This is a genomic window from Paenalcaligenes hominis, assembly GCF_011927625.1.
Classification (GTDB): Bacteria; Pseudomonadota; Gammaproteobacteria; order Burkholderiales; family Burkholderiaceae_B; genus Paenalcaligenes; species Paenalcaligenes hominis.
This window is the reverse complement of sequence record NZ_JAATIZ010000003.1, coordinates 514,512-538,583: the sequence shown is the minus strand read 5'-3', so window position 1 is coordinate 538,583 and position 24,072 is coordinate 514,512. Positions and strand designations below refer to the sequence as shown.

Sequence of the window (24,072 nt, the reverse complement as noted above, 5' to 3'; positions counted from 1 at the left end):
ATCGTTTCTTAGGGTTGGACGGGCTTGGTGTCGTAACGCACCAATGTTCCCGTTTGTACTTTTTGTAAGCCAGAGGTCAACACCACATCGGTAGGCTCTAGACCTTGGACTTGAACCCAACCGTCTTTGCGGGTGCCTACAACCACCTCGACACGCTCTACGGCGTCATCACCATGCAAACGGTACACATATTGAGCCTGCCCAGACGGAGACAGCCCCGTTTCTGGCACCATTAAGGCCTCCTCCTCGGCAAGATCAATCGTTAAGCGGGCAAACTGCCCAGGCCGCATTTTTAGTTCGGGATTAGGCACATGAGCCCGTAACACCACGGCACGCCCTTGTTCATCAATCATCGGGCTGATCGCATTGACTTGGCCTAAGAACTGGGTATCAGGCTGAGCATCTAAACGCAAATGAATGGGCGTGCCCACTTGAATTTGAGACAGGTACTGCTCGGGAACGCGAAAATCCACCTGTAGATCTTCGATAGAAGCTAAGGCCACAATTTCTGTACCCATATTGACGTAATCACCTACCGATACATGGCGTAAGCCTAGCACCCCGTCAAAAGGAGCCATGATTTGGCTTTTTTCAATTTTCGTTTTAATGATATTGGCCTGCGCTAAAGCAACACTGTGTTCGCTAGTAGATTCATCCAAAGCCTGAGCACTAATAAACCCTTCGCGGCTTAATTGCTGAGCACGGCGAGCTCGGCTTTGTGCCAACTGTAAATTGGCTTGGGCCTGTTGGAGTTCAGCCTGTAATAAATCCGTGTCAAGCTGCACCAGTACTGTTCCTTTTTTTGTAGGGCTGCCTTCCTCGAATTGAATGTGAGCAATACGTCCCGAGGTTTCAGCACGTAAAACCACCGCATTTTTTGCAAGTAACGAGCCCACAGCCGTGACCTGTTGAGCTAAGCGTTGTGTACGCACTGGCGCGACCTCGACTTGGACGCGCTCAGCTTGTGCTGGCGTCGCGGCTTGGGCGGCTGTGCTGGGAGCGGATGTTAAGTCAGCCGCTAAATACCGGGCTCCCCAATAAATAAGCCCTAGCCCTATTGCCAAAACCACCAGCACCCACCACAGCCTCTTTTTCATACCATCCCCATTATGCCGTTATTTGTTCTACACCTAAATTTGCCAGCTGATCTGCACGCTCATTGCCAGCATCACCCGCATGGCCTTTGACCCAATGCCATTGTAATTGGTGTTGCTGACTTAACTGATCTAATTGCTGCCAGAGATCGGCATTTTTCACCGGTTGCTTTGAAGCCGTACGCCATTGGCGTTGCTTCCAACCATGAATCCATTCTTTCATGCCCTTTTGTACATAGACTGAATCGGTATACACATGAACCACGCAAGGCTGTTTTAGTAAAGCTAAGGCTTCGATCACCGCCGTTAACTCCATTCTGTTGTTCGTGGTGTTTGGCTCGCCGCCATAAATTTCTTTACGATGCTTGCCATAAATAAGCAGTGCACCCCAGCCACCTACACCCGGGTTACCTTTACAAGCCCCGTCAGTCCAAATTGAAACGTCTTTCATGGTTTTAGTTGTGTTGATTTTGATTGATTCATTTGTGGTTTGGTGACGGCTACGTTAGGACGCATTATGCCGTGACGTGCTTTAGACCAATCTAAACCCACCATCGTTATTTGATTGACCCGTTTTTTTGCTTTAAATACATATAAACCACCAAGCACCGGCCACATTCTAGCACCCCATTTTTCCATAAAGTACCAACGGCGTATCCATTTTCGTTGTCCACATAAAGGACCGTAACCGCCAAATACTTGATCGGTCATCTCAAAAGACAAAAGCTCTAACCAGTCGGCCACACGCCACGGCGATAAATGCAGCGATGGCTGGATAGGCAAATGCTGTTCTAGGCCCGGCAAGCGATCTGCTAGGCTCCAGATGCTCCACGGGTTAAAACCACTGATTACCACCGAGCCTTCGGGCACTAAAACTCGTTCGACTTCGCGTAAAACCTGATGAGGATCACTTGATGTTTCTAGCGTATGAGGTAAAACTAAAAGGTCTAGGCTTTCATTAGCAAAAGGCAGGTGTTCTGCGGCACACATCACCATGGCATAAGTCGTAGGCTGACACGGTTCGTGTTGGGTACTAGACCACTTATGCAAAATACGGTTATGGCGCATGAAATCCCATTCGGGTAGGCCTATTTGCACTGCATGGTACCCAAACACCTGACGTAGCAGTCGGCTAATATAGCGCTGCTCCCACGAACGTACATACCGACCTGACTCACTCCATAGCCATTGGTTTAAGTCAGCCAGTTCTTCGTGTTCAATCACTTTTTTTACTCCTTGCCATGACCTATCAATTTTCCCAATCCTCAGACTTACAGCTTAAAGCCATCCCCGCATTTAATGATAACTATATTTGGCTACTCCACAACCAACAATACGCGGTCGCGGTTGACCCAGGCGACGCCCAGCCAGTGCTTTCCTATCTAAAGCAACATTCATTACAGTTAACGGCATTACTGATTACTCACCATCACCACGATCATGTGGGCGGCATTACAGAGCTCGTACAGGCCTATCCTGATCTCCCTGTGTATGGGCCTGCTAATGAAACCATACCGCAGCGGACTCAGGCGGTGCACGATCAAGATCCCATTTATTTATCAGAGCTAGGCGTAGAGCTGCGCGTGCTGACGGTACCGGGCCACACTAAAGGTCATGTGGCCTACTTTGGTTACAGCGATACCAACGAACCATTTTTATTTTGTGGTGATACCCTTTTTTCAGGGGGATGCGGACGGCTTTTTGAAGGCACAGCAGCTCAGATGCTAGGTTCGTTAAACAAAATTACAGCTTTACCCCCCCAGACTTTGGTATGCTGTGCTCACGAATACACCTTAGCTAACTTAAACTGGGCCCTAGAGGTGGAGCCAGATAACTCAGCGTTGCACGCCTATTACACACAGGCGGCAGCACAACGTGCCAACCACCAGCCTACATTGCCTAGCTCTATTGGCCTAGAATTACGTATTAATCCCTTTTTACGCACTCATATTCCAGCGGTACAATTAAGCGCATCTCAATACGGTTCTCGTCGTGCATCGACCGATACGGAGGTATTTGCGCAACTACGAGAATGGAAAAATAACGCTTAAAGCCATGAACTTACTACGCCTTTTACTAGTAAGCTTGTTGATGGTGTTAGCCGGCTGCGCCACTAATAACCAACAAGCTCGGTCCCCAGCAGGCCCTCAAATTGCTGCCGATACATCCCGTACTATCGACTTAACCCATCCCCCAAAAGACATGTGGGATCGCATCCGTCGTGGCTATGCCATTCCCAACTTACGCACGGATCTGGTCGATTACTGGACAAACTATTACGCCAACAATGCCCGCTCTGTCACTGTCATGAGCGAGCGCGCCAGCAAATACCTCTACCATATCGTAGATGAACTAGAGCGCCGTGGTATGCCTACGGAACTGGCCCTGTTGCCCTTTGTAGAAAGCGCCTACAACCCTGAAGCCTACTCTAAAGCGCATGCGTCCGGGTTATGGCAGTTTGTCCCTGGCACAGCCAAAGATTTCAATCTCGAGCAAAACTGGTGGCTAGATCAACGCCGAGACCCCGTGGCATCCACCAATGCAGCGCTGGACTATCTACAATACTTATACGAACTGCAAGGCGACTGGTACTTGGCATTGGCTTCGTATAACTGGGGTCAAGGTTCTGTCTTACGCGCGGTAGACAAAAACACCAAAGAAGGCCTAGGCACGGATTACTTAGCTTTACGTATGCCCGATGAAACTCGCAACTACGTACCAAAACTGCAAGCCATTAAAAACATTATTACTAATCCCCAACAGTACAATATTGCTTTGCCTTTAGTGCAAAACGAGCCCTATTTCACTGCAATTGCGCACTCGCAACAAATTGATCTCGAGGTTGCCGCCGAGCTGGCGGAAATGTCTTTGGATGACTTTCGCTTCCTTAACCCCGCTTATAATCGCAGCACCACGCCCACTACCAATGTCACGCTATTATTACCCGCTAATAAAGCCGATATCTTTCAGGAAAACATCAAGCGTTACCAAGGCCGACTAAGCAAATGGGACATTTACAACCCTAAACCGGGTGAAACCTATGCCACGATTGCAAAACGCTATGGCATGAGCCTAAGCCAACTGCGCTCTATTAATGGTATCAGTGCTAAACAATCCACAGTTAAAGCAACTCAAACCTTGTTGGTCGCTGCCCAAGACGCTATTCAAGCCGATCCGCTCGGCACTCAAATTGCAGCGCTTAACGAAACCCCTGCTTTACCCACCACGATTACACCCACTGCTGCAGAACGTTCACGCGCCACCACTCAAGCCAATACCGCTGCAACCCGAAGCCACACGGTAAAGAAAGGCGAAACCCTCTACAGCATCGCCCGCCGCTACAACACAACGGTTTCTACACTACAGCAGCTAAATAATCTAAAATCGAGCCGACTTGCCCCTGGGGCGCGCCTGCGCTTGCCTGGCCCTACGCGTGGCTAATTAACGATTGACGAGTATAAAAGGAATTTTTAGTATGGCTTTTCTAAGCGGTAAACGCATATTAATTACTGGCGTTATTTCAAACCGGTCCATTGCTTACGGTATCGCCCAAGCCTGTAAAGCGCAAGGCGCAGAAATTGCTCTTACCTATGTAGGCGAGCGCTTTAAAGAACGCGTGGCCAGCTTGGCGGCAGAGCTCGGCTCAGACATTGTTATTCCCCTAGATGTCGCAGAAGACCAGCAAATCACTGATGCCATCACTACCTTACAAACACACTGGGATAGCCTAGATGGTTTAGTGCATGCGATTGGTTTTGCACCCCGCGAAGCCATTGCAGGTGATTTTCTTGATGGCCTATCGCGCGAAGCGTTTGCCATCGCCCATGATATTTCAGCTTATAGTTTTCCTGCACTCGCTAAAGCAGCACTGCCTATGCTGAAAGGTCGTTCTAGTTCTGTTTTAACCTTAACGTACTTAGGCGCAGAAAAAGCCGTGCCCAACTACAACACCATGGGTGTAGCCAAAGCTGCTCTCGAGGCCTCTGTACGCTATTTAGCGGTATCACTGGGTGCACATGGCATTCGTGCCAATGGTATTTCAGCTGGGCCGATTAAAACCTTGGCAGCCAGTGGCATCAAAGACTTCGGTCATATTTTAAAGTTTGTCGAGCAAAATGCACCGTTACGTCGTAATGTCACTATTGAAGACGTAGGCAATACGGCCGCTTTCCTACTATCTGACTTAGCAGCGGGCATTACGGGTGAAATCACACACGTGGATGCTGGGTTTAACTGTGTTACCCCTGGCATGTACGAGTAACCCTCTACACCCATACTGCTTCACTTGAAAACAGAGCTCACTACGAGCTCTGTTTTTTGGTTTAGTGAATGGGCGGAGGAAACAACGTTACCTCGTCTTGCTCTTGCCATGCTGGGTATTTATGCATCACCTGCGCAAACGGTTTAGAGTTTAAAAACCCTTGCAGCCATTGCCACAGGTGTGGCCAGTCTTGCGCCTTAAACCAGTCTAAATCGGTATGAGCAAATTGGCGTACAAAAGGCGCCAAAGCGAAGTCTGCCATACTGAGCGTTGAGCCCAGTAAATAATCGTGTTGAGCCAAGCGCTGCTCTAGGTTTAGTAAATGCTGAGCCCCTTTCTGCCGATGCAAAGCTGAAAAAGCTTCGGGGCTTAGGTCGCCATGTTCCTCTGGGTAGCGGGGTGGGTATTTATAGCGATCTAGGTGCGTTTTAAAAGGGCCGTCATTGGCCTCGATCAGTGCGGTTAGCACAGCAGTATCGGAGGGTAAAAGCCGCTGAGGGTCGGATTGCCCTAGCGCCCAATACATGATGTCTAGGCTTTGTTCAATGACATGGTGCTCTGACACCATCAAAACCGGCACCGTACCTTTAGGCGAGATCGCTAGCAAATGGGCGGGCTTGTTGCGCAGTACAATTTCGCGCAATTGCACCTGAAGGCCTGCGGCAGCAATAGCTAAACGTGCCCGCATCGCATAGGGACACCGCCTAAACGAATAAAGAATAGGTAAGGATTCAGTAGTCATACCTCGTAGTGTAACGCATCCCTTTGCTGTTGTTCTAACATAGACAGGTAAGCGCAGGGTGATCCCATTAAAAAAGCCAACCTAAAAATTACGGCTGGCTTTTAGCTAAGGCATGAAGGCTAACACGCCATCGGTTGGTCTTGGCCTTTGTCTTTGGCTTCCCGTTGTTTTTGTGCCTGACGAGAAAGCTCGGCCAGCTCAGCCTTGCGCTGGCGTTTTTGCTCTTTCATGCTTTGCATTGGGGCGCCGACGTGACGCTCGTCACGCTCTTGGGCTAACTGCATTTGCTTTTGGCGCTCACGCAAGCTCTGCATTTTTTCAGGGCCCCACGAACCATGACAATACGGGCAGCTAACGCCCTCTTCGTACTGAGGCGTGGCTCGTTCTTCGGCGCTAAGAGGCATACGACAAGCACGGCAAAACTGGTAATCACCACGTGCTAGGCCATGACCCACAGACACCCGCTCGTCAAACACAAAGCATTCGCCTATCCAGGTGCTTTGCTCGGCGGGAATTTCCTCGAGGTAACGTAAGATGCCACCCTGCAGATGATAGACCTGATCAAACCCCTGCGAACGCATATAAGCGGTAGATTTTTCGCAGCGAATGCCACCTGTACAAAACATGGCAACGCGTGGGTTTCCATGTAAGACACCGCCCGGCTTACGCTGTTCTTCGACCCATTCAGGCAGCTGAGAAAAACTGTCTGTTTTGGGATTAATCGCGTTTTTAAACGTTCCAATACCCACTTCGTAGTCGTTACGTGTATCTATCAGCACGACATCCGGTTGGGTAATTAAGTCGTTCCAGTCTTCGGGTGCTACGTACTCGCCTACCATTTCAGCTGTTTTTAGATCGGGCACACCTAAAGTGACAATTTCTTTTTTGAGCTTTATTTTTAATCGATAAAAAGCAAGAACGTCAGTCCAGGCCTCTTTGTGAACAAGATTAGCCAAACGAGCATCTGAACGTAGATAATCTAAAAGCTCGCGCACACCTTGCTCTGGCCCCGCTACGGTGCCATTGATGCCTTCACGCGCTAAAAGCAGCGTGCCGATAATGTCGCGCTGTTCACAAAAATCGATTAAGGGTTGCTGTAAAGATTCATAATCGTCCAACTCTACAAAATGGTAGAGGGCGGCAACAAGATATTTAGCCATGCTTCACTTTTTTAAAAACAAATTGCTCAGTAAGCAAATGGGGATAAACCCATTATCTTACTCCTTAGGGCTTTAGAATACTCCTTTTACGCAGTAAAACCTTTGCGCTCCCGCAAAATAACTTACCGTCATCCTTAGGTTGACCCTGTTTATGTTGTGTTTTCACCTCTGCACGCTACCATAAGATATGGATTCATTAACTCAAGCCGTTTTAGGAGCCAGTATTAGTGGCGCTATGCTCGGTCGCTTTCACGGTAGAAAAGCGGTCGTAGCGGGTGCTGTGCTGGCTACCCTGCCTGACCTCGATGTGTTTATTCGTTATGCTGACCCCATCAGCTCCATGACCTATCATCGAGGCTTTTCTCATTCTCTTATCGTGTTGACTGCGTTTAGCTTGCTGTTAGCAGCGCTTTGGCGTGGTGTTAAACCTGATAAACGATATGGGTTTTTATGGTTATGGAGCGCGCTCTGGTTAACTCTTGTTACGCACCCACTGCTCGATGCTTTTACTTCTTTCGGCACACAGCTATGGTGGCCTTTGACCCCAACGCCTGCCTCGTGGTCAAGCATTTTTATTATTGATCCCCTCTATACCCTACCCCTGACTTTAGGTGCATTGGCTGCCTTGCTATTTGGCGTGGGCGCACGAACCCAACGCTGGTTAAACTGGGGCCTTATTCTTAGTTCGCTGTATTTAGCCTGGACAGTAGGGGCTAAGCACTGGGCTGAATATCGCGCTTTAGCACAACTACACGCCAACGGCGCACCCACGGCGGAACATTGGAGTGCTGCGATGCCATTTAATAGCTTGCTATGGCGAGTACTAACGCGAGATGACCACCAGCACTGTGAGATGGTAATAAGCCTTTTAGATCGTACGCCAAGCGAGTTTGTGTGCGTAGAGCATAATCATTATTTAACCCAAGCTCTGCCTCAATCTGATCAGGTTGAACGTTTGCGCTGGTTTACTGGCGACTGGGTACGTTTTGACCCTGTGGATGATTTATTAGTAGTTACAGATATTCGTCTGGGCGCAGCCATGGGTCTCAGCAATTTTCGTTTTGTGGTTGCAGAACAAAACCTAAATGACGAATGGACTTTGGTTAGCCCTTATCGTTGGCCTGGCAACTCAGGTTGGGATTTGCTGCAGCCTGTGATGAAACGTATTTATCAATCAAATCCGCCTTTGGCCCTACAGGACTGGTTAAAGCAGGCCCAAATGGAGGCGGCCCGTTAAAGAGTGAAATAGATGATCGCGCCCTTATTACACAATAGGGGCGTTTGGTTTTACTTATGTACTCCATTAAAAAATACAATGAATAATCATATTCCCATAGCTAAAATTTAATTATATAGTTAAGGCTATATCTCATCGATGACGTCAAAGGAGAGCAAGTATGTCTAAATGTCCGTTCAGTCATTTAACCACCGCCGGCGGAGCCCCCGTTCCCAACAACCAAGACAGCCTTACCGCAGGGCCACGTGGTCCACTGTTAGCCCAAGATTTGTGGCTGAATGAAAAGCTAGCCAATTTTGTGCGTGAGGTCATTCCCGAGCGCCGTATGCACGCCAAAGGCTCTGGGGCCTTCGGAACGTTTACCGTTACCCATGACATTACCGCCTACACGCGTGCGTCTATTTTTAGCGAGATTGGGAAAAAAACCCCTATGTTTGCTCGCTTTTCTACTGTAGCTGGCGAGCGTGGTGCGGCCGATGCTGAGCGCGATATTCGTGGCTTTGCGCTAAAGTTTTATACAGAAGAAGGCAACTGGGATATGGTGGGCAACAACACCCCCGTTTTTTTTATGCGCGACCCGCTTAAGTTTCCAGACCTAAACAAAGCCGTAAAACGTGATCCGCGCACTAATATGCGCTCCGCCACTAATAACTGGGACTTCTGGACGCTACTGCCTGAGTCCATGCACCAGCTCACTATTTTAATGAGTGATCGCGGTATTCCTGCTTCGTATCGCCATATGCATGGATTTGGCTCTCACACCTATAGCTTTATTAACGCTAACCAAGAGCGTTTTTGGGTCAAGTTTCATTTCCGCACTCAACAAGGCATTAAAAACCAAACCGATACCGAGGCAGCAGCTACTGTGGCCACAGACAGAGAAAGCTTCCAACGTGATCTGTATGACAGCATCGAGCAAGGCAGCTATCCTAAATGGACCCTGTATGTACAAATCATGCCTGAACACGAAGCCAAAACAGTACCCTATCACCCTTTTGATTTAACCAAAGTCTGGCCTAAAGGCGACTACCCATTAATTGAGGTCGGCGAATTCGAATTAAACCGTAATCCAGATAATTATTTTGCTCAGGTTGAACAAGCGGCTTTTGCTCCAAGCAACCTTGTCCCAGGCATTAGCTTTTCGCCAGACCGTATGTTGCAAGCGCGTTTATTTAACTACGCTGATGCACAACGTTATCGTTTGGGGGTTAATCACTCTCTGATTCCTGTAAATCAAGCCCAATGCCCGGTATTTAGTAATCATCGTGATGGTCAAATGCGTGTAGACGATAATTTCGGCAGTCGACCCCATTACGAGCCCAATAGCTTTGGTCAATGGCAGCAGCAGCCCCATTTTGCTGAGCCAGCCCAAAATATAGAGGGAGCTGCTGATCACTGGGACTTCCGTCAGGACGATGACGATTATTTCAGCCAGCCTCGTGCTCTTTTTCACCTGATGACACCCGAACAACAACAGGTACTTTTTACCAACACCGCAAACGCAATGGGCGACGCATTAGATTTTATTAAATACCGTCACATTCGTAACTGTTATTTATGTGACCCCGCTTATGGTGAAGGCGTAGCAGCCGCACTAGGCATGACAGTTGCGGAGGCTCAACAAGCACGTGCCAATGACCCCGCCTTAGGTCAGCCCGGTTTACTTTGACATCCTCCCCGCCCTAAAGGGCAAGGATTCCTACGGCGCTCAGGCGCGGCATTGAGCCGCCTCTGAGTCGCTTCGGTGGGTTCCTGCTGCTGGCGGCCTGACTGCACCGCTCACTTCACAGGCGAACTGGGCGTGTCCCGCCCTTAATACATTGATCGCGCCGACCACATCGGCGTGTTCCTCAAAACGGCATTGCACACAAGCAAAAGCCGCTTGCGTAGAGCGATTTTCTTTACTGCAATGCCCACACTCAGGGCAGGTCTGGCTAGTGTAGTGCGGCGGCACCGCCACCAGCCACCCCCCTGCCCACGCCAACTTGTAATCCAACTGACGACGGAACTCGAACCACCCTTGATCCAGAATGGCTCTATTTAGGCCGGACTTCGCCCGAACGTTTCGCCCCGGCTCACCTGCCGTACCCGCTGCCGATCTAGACATATTCCGTACCTGCAGGTCCTCTATACACACCATCGCGTGGTTTTGGCTGATCGTGGTGGAGCACTTGTGCAGATAGTCGCGGCGGGCGTTACCGATGCGGGAGTGAATACGCTGGACGCGGACTTTCGCCTTCTTCCAGTTGTGGCTGAATTTTACTTTACGGCTTAATGCTTGCTGCGCTTTGCGCAACGCAACCTCGTGCTTCTTAAAACTATTGAGCGGCGCATAGTACGTGCCGTCCGAGAGCGTGGCAAAGCGCGCCACACCCATATCGATACCAACCGCTGACGTGCCTTGTGGAACCGGTGGCTCGACGTCCCGTTCGGTCTGAATACTGATGAACCATTTACCCGCTTTATGACTTACCGTGACGTTCTTCACCGTACCCAACACGTCGCGGCTGTTGCGATAGCGTACCCAGCCCAGTTTCGGCAGAAAAACACGGCTGTTCTCCTGATCGAGCTTGCAACCTTGTGGATAGCGGAAGCTATCCGATTGCCCTTTTTTCTTGAAGCGTGGAAAATCAGCGCGTTGGGCAAAGAAGTTTTTGTAGGCGCGCTCTAGGTCTTTTAACGCTTGCTGTAAGCTCTGGCTTGGCGAGTGTTTCAGCCATTCTGTTTCCTTGTCTACCTTCCAAGCAGGCAGGAAATTAGCCAGAACGGTATAGCTGAATCGAGTCGTATTGTCGGTGGCATAACGGTCTTTTTGCCACGCCAACGCCTTGTTAAACACGAAACGGCACGCACCGGCAAAGCGGCGCATATCGCGTCGCTGAGCACCGTTGGGCTTGAGTTCGTATTGATAGGCTTGCAATCGTTTCATACTAATAATGATACTTGCCCTATGAAGAAAAACAACGACATTCGACACGGTAGACACTGTGTTTTTAACATGCACGTTCACTTGGTCTTTGCCGGATGATTCGCAAAAAGAAGTATCCGAGCATTCACAACAAACTATGGGGTGGTGCTCTCTGGTCGCCTAGTTACTTTGCTGGAAGCTGTGGCGGTGCGCCTATTGAGATCGTCCGACAACACATTGAGCAACAACAGACGCCAAGCGGATACGAAGACGCTAGCGCGTCCGCGCTATTCATCCCCGCCCTGAACGGCGGAGTTTTCCGCGCAATCTGATAAAAACTAAAGGTGCGGCCTGCGCCGCACCATTACCTACCCCCATTATTTGACTGAGCGACGACGTTTTGTCGCTTTTTTCTTTGTTGGTTGCCAAGCGCTGCATAAACCTAAGGCGCAAGCGATAGTAGCAAAGCGCGTCTGTATCGCCTCGGAGGCATTGTTTAAATCGTGTAACTCTGCAATTTCAGCTACCGCATTCCAAATAAGCTGACGTTGTTGCGCAGATGGAACTAGCTTGGGAATGGCGGCTATGGCTTCCTCTGGATATTGCTGCATCACACTCCATTGCTCACGCAAGGTGGCTTTTAGTTTATCCAGACTAGGTAATTGGCATCCTTGCACCTGCTCCTGACTTAAGCGTTTTAATAAGTTAAAGGCTCGCTCATCCACAAAACTGCTTTTCTCCGCCATATAAATCAATATGCGCGCTAAAGCAGCTGCGCTATCGCCCTGGTTAATCTGCAAGTAACTGACCTGTTTGCGCAAAGCTTTTAGCTCATTTTGTAGCGCCACATCACGATCAAGTAAATACTGTGATGGCATGTGGCTATTGTCCAAACCAAGCAAGGCGCGTAGCCATGGTGCGCCGTAGATCTGCTGAAAAGCCACCTCAATACTTTGGTCGCGTATATCTCTGTATGTATCCCAACCACGAACCATGCTCTCACTAAACCATTGTTCCATATCACTAAAGAGATTAGGACCAAGGATCGGTTGGCGCTGTGCCTTGGCCTGTGCGGCGAGCGGCATCACCGCTAAGGCCACTGGATTTAAGCTAGACCAACTATAACGGCTAACACGTTTTGGGTGCAAAAGCCGTAATGCCTGAGCAGACCACGCTGTAGAAACCTGCCTAACCAAAGGCGAAACAGCCAGATCATAGACATGCTGATTCACTTGCGATACTCGCTCTACCACCTCAAAGGCTTTCTCATCCTCGCGACCATCGTCGAAAGCACGTAAATCCTCAAAACTGCGAGACTCAAATCGAATGGTATGACGCCCTTCAACAAGTTCAACAAAAGGCATGTCTGGATGTAAGTCTTCAATACATGCCTCGTACAGGCCTGGCGGTAACAACTCAATTAAGTCCAGCACATTAAATAAAGTGCTATGCTCTCGATTGGCAACAGTGGCCGACACAAAAATGCCCAAATGGCCTGTGCTTTGATGGATGTTATAGACAATCACTTGCTCGTGCAGGCGTAAGTCTTCTTCGTCTTTGTATAAATCCAGAATCCAATTGAGCGCTTGAGCAGGAGGGGTAATGTTATCGCCCGCTGAAGCAAACACCACGATAGGACTGCGTATGTTTCTGGGGTTAATTAAACCGTCTGTGGTGGGGTCGGGCAGCTCTGCCCTGGAGAGCCGGTTGCCCACAAAGAGGTTCTGTACAATCCAATCCATTTCTTGGCGAGTCATGTAAAAAGGTGCAGACCACCAGCGATCAAACTCCAAGTAACGTTCGGCCTCGGTGTCGATTTGAGAAAAAAGACGGTAGGGTTTAGTCCAAAACGTATTGGCTGGGTTTAGATTTTCAAAGTTATCAATTAAATAGGCCCCATCAAATACACCCTGTCCCAAATCACTAGCTAAAGAGCTAAGCCAAGAGCCTCCTAGCATACCGCCGGTGTAACGCATTGGGTTTTGGGCACCAGTCCGTCCTGCCCAGTAAGACAAAGGCGAGCCTGCCAACATAATAGGACCCACCAATTCGGGCGCAGCACTGGCTAACATAAATAATGCCCAGCCCCCCTGACAATTACCCACCACAAAAGGTTTACCACACGTGGCTGGAGGGTGACGTTGCGCTACCACCTCTAAAAAATACTTTTCTGCTTTCAGCACATCAGCAATAGATTGCTTGGGCTCGGGATACGGTGCAAAGGTCACAAAATAACACGCATGCCCTTTTTCTAAAGCTAGCCCCACCTCAGAATGAACTTTAGAGCCAGCTACACCTGGGCCATGACCTGCACGCGGGTCAATCACTACAAAAGGTCGTTTGGTGGGATCAGTGGGGCTGTGCTCGGGTGCGCAGATACGCAACAAGCCATAATTGACCGGTTGAGGTAAATCGAGCCCATCCGCAATTAACTCATGCTCAAACACCAACACGGGGGGACTACCTTCGCTTGTGTGCTCAATATACTGATCGCTCGCTTGACGCATTACATCTAAATACAGCCATGAGCGTTGCTGTACATCCAGCATGTAATCTAAAGCCTGACGGCCTAATTCGGTCCACATGTGCTACTCCTTGAAAGGAAGACGACGCAGAAAAAGACGGAATAGGCAATGAGCTTCTAGCTAGGCAACGATGAGATTGGAGCTAAAGCTCTGCCTGTACGCGTTGATATTGCACTGCAACATATACTATAGCAGCAGTTGCTGAATTGTGCGTAAAAGCACAACCCAGTGCTTGATTTACGGTATCATTAGCTGCATTTGAGCCACGGCTCCCTTCTGTATCACACATGTGTATTTTCTATGAATGCCTCTCTTAACTCCCGAGACTTACTTGGCTTGGGCTTCATGACGTTTGCGCTTTTTTTAGGTGCAGGCAATATTATATTTCCGCCCCAAGTCGGACAACTAGCGGGTAACACCATTTGGTCTGCAGCGTTAGGTTTTTTGCTAACAGGCGTAGGGCTGCCCTTATTGGCGGTAGTCGCCTTGGCGCGCATAGGTGGTGGCCTAAATACCGTCACTCAGCCCATTGGCAAGGTAGCAGGTGCTGTTTTTGGCACCTTAATTTACCTGACTATAGGCCCACTCTTTGCTACACCTCGCACCGCGACAGTGTCTTATTCAATTGGGTTTGTGCCTTTTGTTGGTGAGAGTGAGTTGGCGTTAGCCATTTACAGTGCCGTGTTTTTTCTTATTGTGATGCTGATTTCACTTTACCCAGGGCGATTATTGGATACAGTAGGAAAGCTCATTACCCCTATTTTGATCTTAGGACTTAGTGCGTTAGCTATCGCCGCCGTTTTCTGGCCTGTAGGTAGTGTTACGTTGCCTTCAGGTCCCTATACAGAGCATGCGTTTGCAGAAGGCTTTACTCAGGGTTATCAGACCATGGATGCGTTAGCCGCCTTGGTGTTTGGCATAGTCATTATTAAAGCCATCAGCGATAAAGGCATTACAGATACGCGTCTTTTAACACGCTACACCATTATTGCAGGTCTTATTGCCGCCATTGGCTTAGCTTTGGTCTATGTATCGTTAATTTGGCTTGGGGCCAGCAGTGGCGTGCTCGCGCCGAATGCGCCCACTGGAGCGCCTATATTGAACGCGTTCGTCAACCACAGTTTTGGCCCATTAGGCAATCTACTGTTGGCCTTAGTGATTGTTTTAGCCTGCCTAACCACAGCGATTGGCTTAATTTCAGCCTGTGGTTTGTACTTTAGCCAATTACTGCGTATTTCTTATCCCAAAGCAGTAGTGCTATTAAGCCTGATTAGCATGCTCATTGCCAACCAAGGCCTGACTCAACTGATCGCCATTGCTGTACCCGTCTTATTGACGCTGTACCCCATTGCTATTGCATTGGTGCTGCTGTGTCTAGCCATGTCGTGTTGGCGTCATCCACCTAGCGTCTTTATTCCTACACTAGGCGTAGCGGCTTTGTTCGGCTTAATGGACGGATTACGAGCGGCGGATATAGGAGACTTTTTACCACATTGGCTACACGCCTTGCCTGGCGCATCACTAGGCTTAGGATGGGTGCTGCCTGTTTTAGTTACCTTATGCCTAAGTGCTGGCGCCAGTCGATTTTTAGCGCCTAAAGGCTAATACGGTTTTTCTTTCAATCGAGAACAATCCCATGGTCTCGAATAACAGCCCCAGGCGATCAAGTATCAGCGGATGTCACCACACCCAAACGCAAAAAAGCCCGCCTAAAAATAGGCGGGCTTTTAAAATCTTTGGCGGACAGAGAGGGATTCGAACCCTCGGTACGCGTAAACGTACACACGCTTTCCAGGCGTGCACCTTCAACCACTCGGTCACCTGTCCTTTTGCATTCGGCAAAGAATAGTATTATAAGTCTTCTGCCTTAAAAAGCAAGGGTTATTTGTTTTGTAAAGACATCATACGCTCTACATAGCGCGCAATCGCATCCACTTCTAAGTTGACCCTAGAACCTTTTTGTAAGTGTTTTAATGTGGTGACCTCGACAGTATGGGGGATCAAATTAATACTTATTTCACAGCCTTGGTCTAGATCTACCACTTCGTTCACCGTCAGACTGACCCCATTTACCGTTACGCTACCTTTATAGGCCAAGTATTTGGCTAGCTCAGTGGGGGCAATAATACGCAGCTCGTAAGATTCACCTACGGGTGCCATACGTGACACGTGCCCTACCCCATCGACATGCCCAAGCACCATATGACCATCTAAGGTATCTCCAAGCCGCATAGCATGTTCTAAATTGACCGCGCCGATTTGATCCAATCCCGCTGTACGGTTCAAGCTTTCTCGCGAAATCTCAATGCTAAATGCCTGCGGCTCTAACTCGACCACCGTCATGCAGGCGCCTTGGATAGCAATTGAATCCCCTAACTTACACCGTTGTAAATCAAAGTCAGCGGTTTCAATACGTAAACGTAAGCCGGCCTCGTTATCGTGGGTAGCTAGGGGCTGTACGTGGGTGATTTGCCCAACGGCACTCACAATTCCTGTAAACATTTACTGCTCCTCAATCTGTATTTGCGTGTAAAGCTGCTGCCAATGCTGTGCATGACGCATTTGTATTCGAACATCAGCGCCAACAAGCTGGGTTTCCACCATTTCCATTCGTCTGGCGTGAGCTAAATCGGGTAAAGGATCTAGGTACATCAAAGGGCGACCTGGTCCCAATACGACAGGGGCAATATAGCTGAGGATGGCATCTACTTGCCCTGCTTGCCACAAAGCGCCATTCAGTTGAGCACCTGCTTCGGTGTGCACCTCGTTAATTTGCTGCTTGCCTAGCCAATGCATCAAATAAACCAAGTCCACCTGACCGTCTGGGGTGGCAGGCAGGGTGATGAGCTGGGCATTTTTATCTGCCAGTTGCGCTGCTAACTGGGCATTTGACTGAGTCGTAAATACCCAAACCGGATCCCCATTAAACAGCGCTGCATCAGGTGAAATACGCAATTGGCTATCGACCACGGCACGAATAGGCTGACGAGAGGTAGGTATATCACGCACATTTAATAATGGGTTATCGGCTAAGCATGTGCCTATCCCCGTTAATACCAAGCAACTGCGCGCCCGAAAATGTTGCCCATCTTGGCGCGCCTCTGGGCCAGTGATCCATTTTGACTGCCCTGAGGTCAAAGCGGTCTGCCCATCTAAAGAAGAAGCCGTTTTTAACCATAGCCACGGCCTACCACGTACCATGCGTGCGACAAAACCAATATTCAACTCAAAAGCGGCTTCTTGCTCTATACCGACAAGAACCTCTATGCCCGCCTGCTTTAGTGCGGCAATGCCTTGACCAGCGACCTGAGGGTTGGGGTCAGCCATTGCAATGACAACGGCCTTAGGGCGAGCTTGAATCAGTGCCTGTACACACGGCGGAGTGCGACCATAATGGGAACACGGCTCAAGTGTGACATACACCGTCGCCTGTGCTAAAGAATAACCCGCCTGTCGGGCGGCCCGTAGGGCCATGACTTCCGCGTGTGCTCCGCCTGCTGGTTGAGTCGCGCCCGTTGCCACTACTGTATTATCAATAACAATGACGCAACCAACGCGCGGATTAGGACTGGTCACATACAAGGCGGTGCGCGCAGCCTGTAGGGCTTGTTGCATGAAAAACGAATGCATCACGCTTTTTCGCTATCCCCATCTTGCATCGCGTCAATGGCTTCAACAAACTCGCGGATGTCATTAAAACTTTTGTATACCGAGGCAAAGCGGACATAGGCGACTTGGTCTAATTTTTTTAATTGTTCCATGACGAGTTCGCCGATCTGTTCGGTAGTGACTTCGCGCTCGCCACTAATAAGTAAACCTTCAGTAATCCGAGCTACAGCGGCATCGACCTCGGGCGTAGGCACCGAGCGTTTACGTAGTGCGAGATCCATACTAGCGCGCAAGCGGTTCACATCAAACTCCATGCGACTTCCGCTGCGCTTGACTACTGCTGGCATCATGAGATCTGCCCGTTCGTAGGTGGTAAACCGACGCTCGCATTTTGCACAGCGACGCCGCCGCCGGATGGCGCCGCCGTCTTCTGATACGCGTGAGTCTACGACTTGAGTGTCATCATAACTACAGAACGGACATTTCATAAGCAGTGCGCCCTGCTAAGGGCGTAAAAATTAACGGTACACGGGCAAGCGTGAAGTTAATTCATGTACACGGCTGCGTACGTTTGCCAAGTTTTCTTCGTCATTAGGATTATCTAAGACATCGGCAATAAGATGAGCCGTTAATACACAATCGTCTTCAGTAAAACCACGCGTCGTTACAGCTGGCGTTCCTAAACGCACGCCACTGGTCACAAAGGGTGACTCGGGATCGTTAGGAATAGAGTTTTTGTTGACGGTGATATGGGCTTTGCCTAGGGCTTCCTCGGCTTGTTTACCGGTTAGACCTTTGGAACGTAAATCGACCAACATCAAGTGACTTTGGGTGCCATTTGACACAATACGTAAACCACGCTCTACCAAGGTACGGGCTAAGGCATCGGCATTTTTAATGATTTGGGCGGCGTAGTCTTTGAAGCTGGGCTCTAGGGCTTCTTTGAAGGCAACCGCTTTACCTGCAATGACATGCATTAGAGGACCACCTTGAATGCCGGGGAAAATAGCAGAGTTAATGATTTTCTCGTGCTCGGCTTTCATCATAATGACGCCACCACGTGGACCACGTAAGGATTTGTGCGTGGTAGAAGTCACGAAGTCGGCGTGTGGTACAGGGTTGGGGTATTGGCCACCGGCCACCAAGCCAGCATAGTGGGCAATATCTACCATAAACAACGCGTTGTTTTCCTTAGCGATACGGGCAATGCGCTCGAAGTCGATATGTAAGGAGTACGCGGAAGCCCCTGCAACAATAAGTTTTGGTTTGTGCTCTTTAGCGAGGGCCTCGAGTTGGTCGTAATTAAGCACTTCATTTTCATCAAGACCATAAGAAATGAAGTTGTACAGTTTTCCAGACGCATTGACTGGGGAACCATGGGTGAGGTGCCCCCCTTCGGCTAGACTCATACCCAGAACGGTATCGCCAGGCTTGAGCACAGCCATGTACACACCCTGATTGGCTTGTGAGCCAGAGTTAGGTTGCACGTTAGCGGCCTCAGCACCAAAAATTTGTTTGAGACGATCAATAGCAAGCTGCTCTACGATATCTACGAATTCACAACCGCCATAATAGCGACGACCAGGATAGCCTTCTGCGTATTTATTTGTCAGCTGAGAGCCTTGGGCTTGCATGACAGCAGGGCTAGTGTAGTTTTCAGAGGCAATAAGTTCGATATGCTGCTCTTGGCGCACGTCTTCTTTTTGCATGGCTGCCCAAAGTTCTGGGTCAGCAATATCGAGAGTATGAGAACGATCAAACATGAAAGATCCTAACTAAAAAGAGGGCATAAAGTCAGCATTTTACCGCTTTAGTAGGTTTTAAGCTGAAAAAAACGGCTTCTGTGCAAAAAAACCCTAAAAGCCAATTTTAACGGTAATTAAGCGCTATTGTTTTCATGGGTGTGAAATCAGTGGATTTTACGCCGCGCCTAGACGTGGGTTTAAGGTATAGGTACCAGTAATACTGGCCTGAGCCAGAATATGCGGAGTAATGGCCTTCAGGACTTGGGCGCCGTTAAACTTGCCCTCGAGGGGGACACGGTCGATGTCTAGCGCATACACCGTGAAGCGATAATGATGAATGAGGGAGTCGTTCCATGGCGGGCACGGCCCGTCGTAACCGAAATAATCGCCGTTCATATCATGGTCATGTGCAAACCATTGCGTGAAGTCATTTAAGCCTTGGCGCGTGCCATCTAGGGACAGAGGACCCGATTTACCACGGGGGGTGATGCCCTGTGCATAGCTGCCCTCGGCAATTTCCCGAATATTGGGCGCCACGTCTACTAACACCCAATGGTAAAAGTCAGTACGGGGCAAGTCGGAAGGCACCTCGCGGTCGGGCTGATTCACATCATCCGGCTGCGTAGGTACATCCGAATCTACACATAAAATCACAAAGGATTGAGTTGGCTCGGGAGCTTGGCTCCAGGCCAGGTGTGGATTGATATTATCTGCCAGAGCCACTTTGTTCTGAGCATCGTATTTCCCAAACGCATAACGCACTGGAATAACGGCTTGGTCGGAAAAAGAATCACTATGCAGTTTCATCACTTGCTCCTTGAGTAAAATCGTTAGGTTAAGGTTACACGAGCAAAGCGGCGTTTACCAACCTGGACGACGTAGGTACCGGCAGCCAGCTTAATGGCGCGGTCTTCGATACGGGTGCCGTCTACACGAACGCCGCCTTGAGTAAGGTTACGCTGGGCTTCGCTGCCTGATGCCACTAAACCGGCCTCGCGCAATACCGAAATAATGCCTAGTGGCGCACCCGCTAAGGTAACCTCGGGAATGTCCTCGGGGATCTCGCCGTGTTTAAAGCGTGCCTCGAAGCGTTGGAGAGCTTCGTCAGCATCGCGTTGGCTATGGAAGCGCGCAACGATTTCTTGGGCTAGAGCGACTTTTATATTGCGTGGGTTTTGGCCCGCTGCAATAGCGTCTTTGAAATTTTGGATTTCAGCCAAGCTGCGGAACGACAAGAGCTCGAAGTACGACCACATCAGCGTATCGGAAATCGACATGATTTTACCGAACATGGAATCAGCCGTTTCAGTAACCCCAATGTAGTTGCCCTTGGACTTAGACATTTTCTCTGTGCCATCTAAACCTACCAATAAAGGCATGGTCAAAATGCATTGAGGTTCTTGGCCGTATTCTTTTTGAAGCTCACGCCCTACAAGCAAGTTAAATTTTTGATCAGTTCCACCGAGCTCTAGGTCGGCTTTTAACTGCACCGAGTCATAGCCTTGAAGCAAGGGATAAATAAACTCGTGCACAGAAATGGGCGTGTTAGAGCTAAAGCGCTTGGTAAAGTCGTCGCGCTCCATCATGCGTGCTACGGTATAACGTGATGCGAGTTGGATTAAGCCACGGGAGCCTAATTGGTCTAGCCATGCAGAGTTATAAAGCACCTCGGTCTTGGACTGATCCAAAATCAAACTTGCCTGATCACAATACGTTTGGGCATTGGCCTTGACTTGCTCGGGCGTCAAAGGGGGACGCGTTGTGTTGCGACCGCTAGGATCACCAATAGTGGACGTGAAATCACCAATTAAAAAAACAACTTGATGACCTAAGTCTTGGAGCTGACGCATTTTATTTAGTACTACGGTATGACCCAAATGAATATCGGGCGCCGTAGGATCTAAGCCTAATTTAATGCGTAAAGGCTGGCCTGTAGCATGGCTACGTGCGAGTTTACGAGCAAACTCAGACTCCACGAGTAGCTCGTCGCAGCCACGTTTAACGATGGCTAAATCGGCCTCTACTGCTGGAGTAATGGGAGCGTCTTGTACTGACATAAGTAGACCTGATTAAAACTTTTCTTAAAAGGGTCGAAAAACCGGCGTAAATAAGCTAGGATAACGCTTGGGCCCAAAAACTGCACCTTCGTGCGCCTCTGGCTCAACACGCATCTTATCAAAAACGTTTGCGCAGAATACAGCTTCTGCCTAGAAACGTTTTTTCTCATTTTTGGCTTATCCGTTTAGATTGTAAACCGTTCTGTGTATTCCTACACGGAAAGGTCAATCTAAACCTAACATCGTACAAGGTTTTGGTCACATGCTTAACAAAGGGAATGACGGCACGTCTACCGCTCCCCAGCACACCAGCCCAAAGAAAAGTCGAATCGTAACAAAGACTCTACTGGTTCTTGCCTTCGGTTTATTTGCAGGGGCCGCGGCAATTGCCGTGGTTGAACCCACCGAAGAACCCACTATTTTTCAGGCTACTCAAGCTCTTGAGTTGCCTGCAGGCGTTACGCCCCTGGGTCTAAAGAACACTGAGCCTTACATCCAAGAAACACGCATTCGTCGTGGTGATACCCTCGCGGCGTTACTACAACGGCTTCAAGTCACTGCTCCCGGTCTACAAGCATTTCTTACTCATGATAAAAATGCTCGTTCTATTTATAAGCTCTACCCCGGACGCAGCCTTCAAGTCGCCTTAACGGATGACAACGACTTACTGTGGCTTCGCTATCATCACACTCCCACTGACAATGACAAAGGGCAAGCCGTTTCCAAATGGCTTGAGGTGCGCCCAGACGGCCAAGGTAGCTATATCGCTACCGAGCAGTCCATGGCTACCTCGACTCACATTCAAATGGCAGAGGGCACCATTAACTCCTCGTTATTTGGGGCCACAGATGCCGCAAATATCCCAGACTCTATTGCGCTGCAAATCCCAGAGATCCTAAGCTCTAAAATGGACTTCATGAAAGACCTACGCAAAGGTGATCGCTTTAGACTGGTGTACGAGACCCACAGCTACAACGGTCAACAAGTCGGCGCAGGAAAAATTCTAGCTTTAGAGTTTGAAAATCAGGGTAAAACGCATGACGCCTTATGGTTCACCCCAGACGGCCAGTCCGGCTCTTACTATGATTTTACTGGTCAAAGCTCCCAAGGTACGTTTTTACGCAACGCGTTGAAATTTACTCGTATCAGCTCCACTTTTGGTGGTCGCCGTCATCCCATTCATGGCAACTGGCGCAACCATAATGGTGTTGACTATGCGGCCCCCACCGGCACCCCCATTCATGCTACCGGCGACGGTGTCGTTACCTTTATTGGTAATCAAAACGGCTACGGTAAAACCATCGTGATCGAGCATCACAGTGGTTTCAGCACGTTATATGCCCACCAAAGTAAATTTGCAGCGGGCTTAAAACGCGGTGACACCGTTTCCCAAGGTCAATTAATTGGCCATGTCGGGTCAACGGGTTGGGCAACCGGGCCGCATTTGCATTACGAGTTTCGCATTAATAACAAGCCAGTCGATCCGCTTTCCGTAGAGCTACCCGTTGCGCGCGTATTAGATGCCAAGCAGCAAGCCGCTTTCAAGGCCACTGCACTGCAATACCGCTCCCAACTGGCTTTACTTAAAGGGCTAGACCAACCGTTAGTCGCCTCCTTAGATGACTAATCCTACCTCTAGCTAAACATGCTGTATATCGGCTTAATGTCCGGTACCAGTACCGATGGTGTAGATGCCGCCCTGTGCCGTATCTCTGCGGTGAACTCGGTAAAGGTACTCGCACATACTGCATTAAGTATGCCCGCCTCATTACGTGCTGAACTGTTAGCGCTAAATAGGGCGGGCCACAACGAACTGCATCGGGCGGCCTTGGCTGCCCAAGCTTTGGTGCGTCTATACGCCACAAGCTGCACAAAGCTATTACAAGAAAACGGCTTAACCCCAGCGGCGATTCAAGCCATTGGGGTCCATGGTCAAACGGTGCGGCATGCACCAGAGCTCGGCTATAGTTGGCAATTAAATGCCCCGGCCTTATTGGCAGAGCTCACTGGGATTGATGTGATTGCTGATTTTCGTAGTCGAGACTTAGCCGCTGGGGGCCAAGGTGCGCCTTTAGTCCCCCTTTTCCATCAGGCTATCTTTAGCAGCGCTCAAGCTCGCGTGGTGCTGAATCTGGGCGGCATGGCTAATATCAGCATTCTACGGCCCGGCCAACCCGCAATCGGGTTTGATACAGGCCCTGCCAATGCACTAATGGATGAATGGATTGATACCCATTTAGGTCAACGTTATGACGCTGCAGGCCAATGGGCCGCCTCAGCCCGCCCTCATTCGGGTTTGCTTGACCGCCTATTAAGTGAAAGCTGGCTGCATCAGCCACCGCCTAAGTCTACAGGACGTGATTTATTTAATTCGGCTTGGCTCGCCCAACATCTGGCTTATTATCCTGACCTTAGCCCTGCTACGGTACAAGCCACATTAGCCTTGTTTACTGCCCGTAGTATTGCATACGCGATTCGTGACTATGCTGCCGACAGCACTGAACTGATTGTGTGTGGGGGTGGCGCCTATAATTGCCATTTACTTGACCTATTGGCTCAAGAAATAAAAAAACCCGTCTACATCAGTGACGGGTTTGGGATTGGCGCCCAAGAGGTCGAAGCCGCTGCGTTTGCTTGGCTGGCCTATGCGTATCAGCATGATATTCCTGCTAGCCACCCAGCGGTAACGGGGGCTACCCATAGCCGCTTGCTTGGGGCTTGGTATAAAGCGTAG

The 24,072-nt window shown here is 49.4% G+C and carries 21 protein-coding genes, 1 tRNA gene and 1 pseudogene; 9 read left to right on the top strand and 14 right to left on the bottom strand.

Annotated elements, in window-relative coordinates:
- Positions 1-8 precede the first annotated feature (8 nt).
- Genes GGR41_RS09700 through GGR41_RS09690 form a run of 3 tightly spaced genes read right to left on the bottom strand, consistent with a single transcriptional unit; the run spans position 9 to position 2,318 of the window.
- Positions 9-1,097: an efflux RND transporter periplasmic adaptor subunit gene (locus GGR41_RS09700; RefSeq protein ID WP_167661653.1), complete on the bottom strand. Its 1,089-nt coding sequence runs from the start codon at positions 1,095-1,097 to the stop codon at positions 9-11.
- 10 nt (positions 1,098-1,107) lie between these two features.
- Complete coding sequence (gene rnhA / locus GGR41_RS09695) at positions 1,108-1,545, bottom strand: ribonuclease HI (protein WP_167661652.1); 438 nt, start codon at positions 1,543-1,545, stop codon at positions 1,108-1,110.
- Positions 1,542-2,318 (bottom strand): class I SAM-dependent methyltransferase, encoded by a 777-nt coding sequence (locus GGR41_RS09690; protein ID WP_167661651.1) that lies wholly within the window; start codon positions 2,316-2,318, stop codon positions 1,542-1,544. Before GGR41_RS09690 ends, rnhA begins: the two co-directional genes overlap by 4 nt.
- Before the next feature lie 17 nt (positions 2,319-2,335).
- On the opposite strand from GGR41_RS09690, the gene gloB reads away from it, so the two are divergent.
- Genes gloB through fabI form a run of 3 tightly spaced genes read left to right on the top strand, consistent with a single transcriptional unit; the run spans position 2,336 to position 5,355 of the window.
- Complete coding sequence (gene gloB, locus GGR41_RS09685; RefSeq protein WP_167661650.1) at positions 2,336-3,145, top strand: hydroxyacylglutathione hydrolase; 810 nt, start codon at positions 2,336-2,338, stop codon at positions 3,143-3,145.
- Positions 3,146-3,149: 4 nt separating this feature from the next.
- Positions 3,150-4,535: a LysM peptidoglycan-binding domain-containing protein gene (locus GGR41_RS09680; protein WP_167661709.1), complete on the top strand. Its 1,386-nt coding sequence runs from the start codon at positions 3,150-3,152 to the stop codon at positions 4,533-4,535.
- A gap of 34 nt (positions 4,536-4,569) precedes the next feature.
- A complete protein-coding gene (gene fabI, locus GGR41_RS09675; protein ID WP_167661649.1) occupies positions 4,570-5,355 on the top strand; it encodes an enoyl-ACP reductase FabI in 786 nt (261 codons plus the stop codon).
- A 61-nt stretch (positions 5,356-5,416) separates the two neighbouring features.
- Here fabI and GGR41_RS09670 read toward each other — a convergent pair whose 3' ends face one another.
- Both GGR41_RS09670 and trhO read right to left on the bottom strand, forming a co-directional pair.
- Positions 5,417-6,097 (bottom strand): glutathione S-transferase, encoded by a 681-nt coding sequence (locus GGR41_RS09670; protein WP_167661648.1) that lies wholly within the window; start codon positions 6,095-6,097, stop codon positions 5,417-5,419.
- A gap of 119 nt (positions 6,098-6,216) precedes the next feature.
- Complete coding sequence (trhO, locus tag GGR41_RS09665; RefSeq protein WP_167661647.1) at positions 6,217-7,257, bottom strand: oxygen-dependent tRNA uridine(34) hydroxylase TrhO; 1,041 nt, start codon at positions 7,255-7,257, stop codon at positions 6,217-6,219.
- Between the two features lie 187 nt (positions 7,258-7,444).
- Here trhO and GGR41_RS09660 point away from each other — a divergent pair, with 187 nt between their 5' ends.
- Together GGR41_RS09660 and GGR41_RS09655 are read left to right on the top strand one after the other, a co-directional pair.
- Entirely contained in the window at positions 7,445-8,494 is a 1,050-nt protein-coding gene (locus tag GGR41_RS09660) for a metal-dependent hydrolase (RefSeq protein WP_167661646.1), read from the top strand.
- 160 nt (positions 8,495-8,654) lie between these two features.
- Complete coding sequence (locus GGR41_RS09655; protein ID WP_167661645.1) at positions 8,655-10,163, top strand: catalase; 1,509 nt, start codon at positions 8,655-8,657, stop codon at positions 10,161-10,163.
- A 39-nt stretch (positions 10,164-10,202) separates the two neighbouring features.
- On the opposite strand, the gene GGR41_RS09650 is transcribed toward GGR41_RS09655, so the two are convergent.
- On the bottom strand, positions 10,203-11,423 hold the full coding sequence (locus GGR41_RS09650; RefSeq protein ID WP_167661644.1) for an RNA-guided endonuclease InsQ/TnpB family protein: 1,221 nt from the start codon (positions 11,421-11,423) through the stop codon (positions 10,203-10,205).
- 21 nt (positions 11,424-11,444) lie between these two features.
- Between GGR41_RS09650 and GGR41_RS09645 the strand changes: the two are divergent.
- A pseudogene (locus tag GGR41_RS09645) lies at positions 11,445-11,659 on the top strand (transposase); the annotation flags it as partial.
- A gap of 120 nt (positions 11,660-11,779) precedes the next feature.
- Here the strand turns inward: GGR41_RS09645 and GGR41_RS09640 are convergent.
- On the bottom strand, positions 11,780-13,987 hold the full coding sequence (locus GGR41_RS09640) for a DUF3141 domain-containing protein (RefSeq protein WP_167661643.1): 2,208 nt from the start codon (positions 13,985-13,987) through the stop codon (positions 11,780-11,782).
- A 240-nt stretch (positions 13,988-14,227) separates the two neighbouring features.
- Between GGR41_RS09640 and brnQ the strand changes: the two genes are divergently transcribed.
- A complete protein-coding gene (gene brnQ, locus GGR41_RS09635) occupies positions 14,228-15,532 on the top strand; it encodes a branched-chain amino acid transport system II carrier protein (protein WP_167661642.1) in 1,305 nt (434 codons plus the stop codon).
- Between the two features lie 132 nt (positions 15,533-15,664).
- Here the strand turns inward: brnQ and GGR41_RS09630 are convergent.
- The 7 genes from GGR41_RS09630 to tyrS all read right to left on the bottom strand — a co-directional run bounded on the left by GGR41_RS09630 (position 15,665) and on the right by tyrS (position 21,338).
- Positions 15,665-15,754, bottom strand: a tRNA-Ser gene (locus GGR41_RS09630).
- Between the two features lie 54 nt (positions 15,755-15,808).
- Complete coding sequence (locus tag GGR41_RS09625; protein ID WP_167661641.1) at positions 15,809-16,429, bottom strand: riboflavin synthase; 621 nt, start codon at positions 16,427-16,429, stop codon at positions 15,809-15,811.
- Positions 16,430-17,542 carry a bifunctional diaminohydroxyphosphoribosylaminopyrimidine deaminase/5-amino-6-(5-phosphoribosylamino)uracil reductase RibD gene (gene ribD / locus GGR41_RS09620; protein ID WP_167661640.1) on the bottom strand — a complete coding sequence of 371 codons (1,113 nt, stop codon included), beginning with the start codon at positions 17,540-17,542 and terminating at the stop codon, positions 16,430-16,432.
- Positions 17,543-17,556: 14 nt separating this feature from the next.
- Positions 17,557-18,024 carry a transcriptional regulator NrdR gene (nrdR, locus tag GGR41_RS09615; protein ID WP_077733852.1) on the bottom strand — a complete coding sequence of 156 codons (468 nt, stop codon included), beginning with the start codon at positions 18,022-18,024 and terminating at the stop codon, positions 17,557-17,559.
- 30 nt (positions 18,025-18,054) lie between these two features.
- Entirely contained in the window at positions 18,055-19,299 is a 1,245-nt protein-coding gene (glyA, locus tag GGR41_RS09610) for a serine hydroxymethyltransferase (protein ID WP_077733853.1), read from the bottom strand.
- 156 nt (positions 19,300-19,455) lie between these two features.
- The gene (locus GGR41_RS09605; RefSeq protein WP_167661639.1) at positions 19,456-20,088 is read right to left on the bottom strand and encodes a YbhB/YbcL family Raf kinase inhibitor-like protein; all 633 of its coding nucleotides are present in this window, start codon (positions 20,086-20,088) and stop codon (positions 19,456-19,458) included.
- A gap of 23 nt (positions 20,089-20,111) precedes the next feature.
- On the bottom strand, positions 20,112-21,338 hold the full coding sequence (tyrS, locus tag GGR41_RS09600) for a tyrosine--tRNA ligase (RefSeq protein WP_167661638.1): 1,227 nt from the start codon (positions 21,336-21,338) through the stop codon (positions 20,112-20,114).
- Positions 21,339-21,600: 262 nt separating this feature from the next.
- Here tyrS and GGR41_RS09595 point away from each other — a divergent pair, with 262 nt between their 5' ends.
- Both GGR41_RS09595 and GGR41_RS09590 read left to right on the top strand, forming a co-directional pair.
- Entirely contained in the window at positions 21,601-22,965 is a 1,365-nt protein-coding gene (locus tag GGR41_RS09595) for a M23 family metallopeptidase (RefSeq protein ID WP_167661637.1), read from the top strand.
- A gap of 18 nt (positions 22,966-22,983) precedes the next feature.
- The gene (locus GGR41_RS09590) at positions 22,984-24,072 is read left to right on the top strand and encodes an anhydro-N-acetylmuramic acid kinase (RefSeq protein WP_167661636.1); all 1,089 of its coding nucleotides are present in this window, start codon (positions 22,984-22,986) and stop codon (positions 24,070-24,072) included.

Excerpts from the sequence above, each read along its gene's own strand:
- GGR41_RS09700 (WP_167661653.1), bottom strand. The coding sequence starts at position 1,097 with ATGAAAAAGAGGCTGTGGTGGGTGCTGGTGGTTTTGGCAATAGGGCTA.
- rnhA (WP_167661652.1), bottom strand. The coding sequence starts at position 1,545 with ATGAAAGACGTTTCAATTTGGACTGACGGGGCTTGTAAAGGTAACCCG.
- gloB (WP_167661650.1), top strand. The coding sequence starts at position 2,336 with ATGACCTATCAATTTTCCCAATCCTCAGACTTACAGCTTAAAGCCATC.
- GGR41_RS09680 (WP_167661709.1), top strand. The coding sequence starts at position 3,150 with ATGAACTTACTACGCCTTTTACTAGTAAGCTTGTTGATGGTGTTAGCC.
- fabI (WP_167661649.1), top strand. The coding sequence starts at position 4,570 with ATGGCTTTTCTAAGCGGTAAACGCATATTAATTACTGGCGTTATTTCA.
- GGR41_RS09670 (WP_167661648.1), bottom strand. The coding sequence starts at position 6,097 with ATGACTACTGAATCCTTACCTATTCTTTATTCGTTTAGGCGGTGTCCC.
- trhO (WP_167661647.1), bottom strand. The coding sequence starts at position 7,257 with ATGGCTAAATATCTTGTTGCCGCCCTCTACCATTTTGTAGAGTTGGAC.
- GGR41_RS09660 (WP_167661646.1), top strand. The coding sequence starts at position 7,445 with ATGGATTCATTAACTCAAGCCGTTTTAGGAGCCAGTATTAGTGGCGCT.
- GGR41_RS09655 (WP_167661645.1), top strand. The coding sequence starts at position 8,655 with ATGTCTAAATGTCCGTTCAGTCATTTAACCACCGCCGGCGGAGCCCCC.
- GGR41_RS09650 (WP_167661644.1), bottom strand. The coding sequence starts at position 11,423 with ATGAAACGATTGCAAGCCTATCAATACGAACTCAAGCCCAACGGTGCT.
- GGR41_RS09640 (WP_167661643.1), bottom strand. The coding sequence starts at position 13,987 with ATGTGGACCGAATTAGGCCGTCAGGCTTTAGATTACATGCTGGATGTA.
- brnQ (WP_167661642.1), top strand. The coding sequence starts at position 14,228 with ATGAATGCCTCTCTTAACTCCCGAGACTTACTTGGCTTGGGCTTCATG.
- GGR41_RS09625 (WP_167661641.1), bottom strand. The coding sequence starts at position 16,429 with ATGTTTACAGGAATTGTGAGTGCCGTTGGGCAAATCACCCACGTACAG.
- ribD (WP_167661640.1), bottom strand. The coding sequence starts at position 17,542 with ATGCAACAAGCCCTACAGGCTGCGCGCACCGCCTTGTATGTGACCAGT.
- nrdR (WP_077733852.1), bottom strand. The coding sequence starts at position 18,024 with ATGAAATGTCCGTTCTGTAGTTATGATGACACTCAAGTCGTAGACTCA.
- glyA (WP_077733853.1), bottom strand. The coding sequence starts at position 19,299 with ATGTTTGATCGTTCTCATACTCTCGATATTGCTGACCCAGAACTTTGG.
- GGR41_RS09605 (WP_167661639.1), bottom strand. The coding sequence starts at position 20,088 with ATGAAACTGCATAGTGATTCTTTTTCCGACCAAGCCGTTATTCCAGTG.
- tyrS (WP_167661638.1), bottom strand. The coding sequence starts at position 21,338 with ATGTCAGTACAAGACGCTCCCATTACTCCAGCAGTAGAGGCCGATTTA.
- GGR41_RS09595 (WP_167661637.1), top strand. The coding sequence starts at position 21,601 with ATGCTTAACAAAGGGAATGACGGCACGTCTACCGCTCCCCAGCACACC.
- GGR41_RS09590 (WP_167661636.1), top strand. The coding sequence starts at position 22,984 with ATGCTGTATATCGGCTTAATGTCCGGTACCAGTACCGATGGTGTAGAT.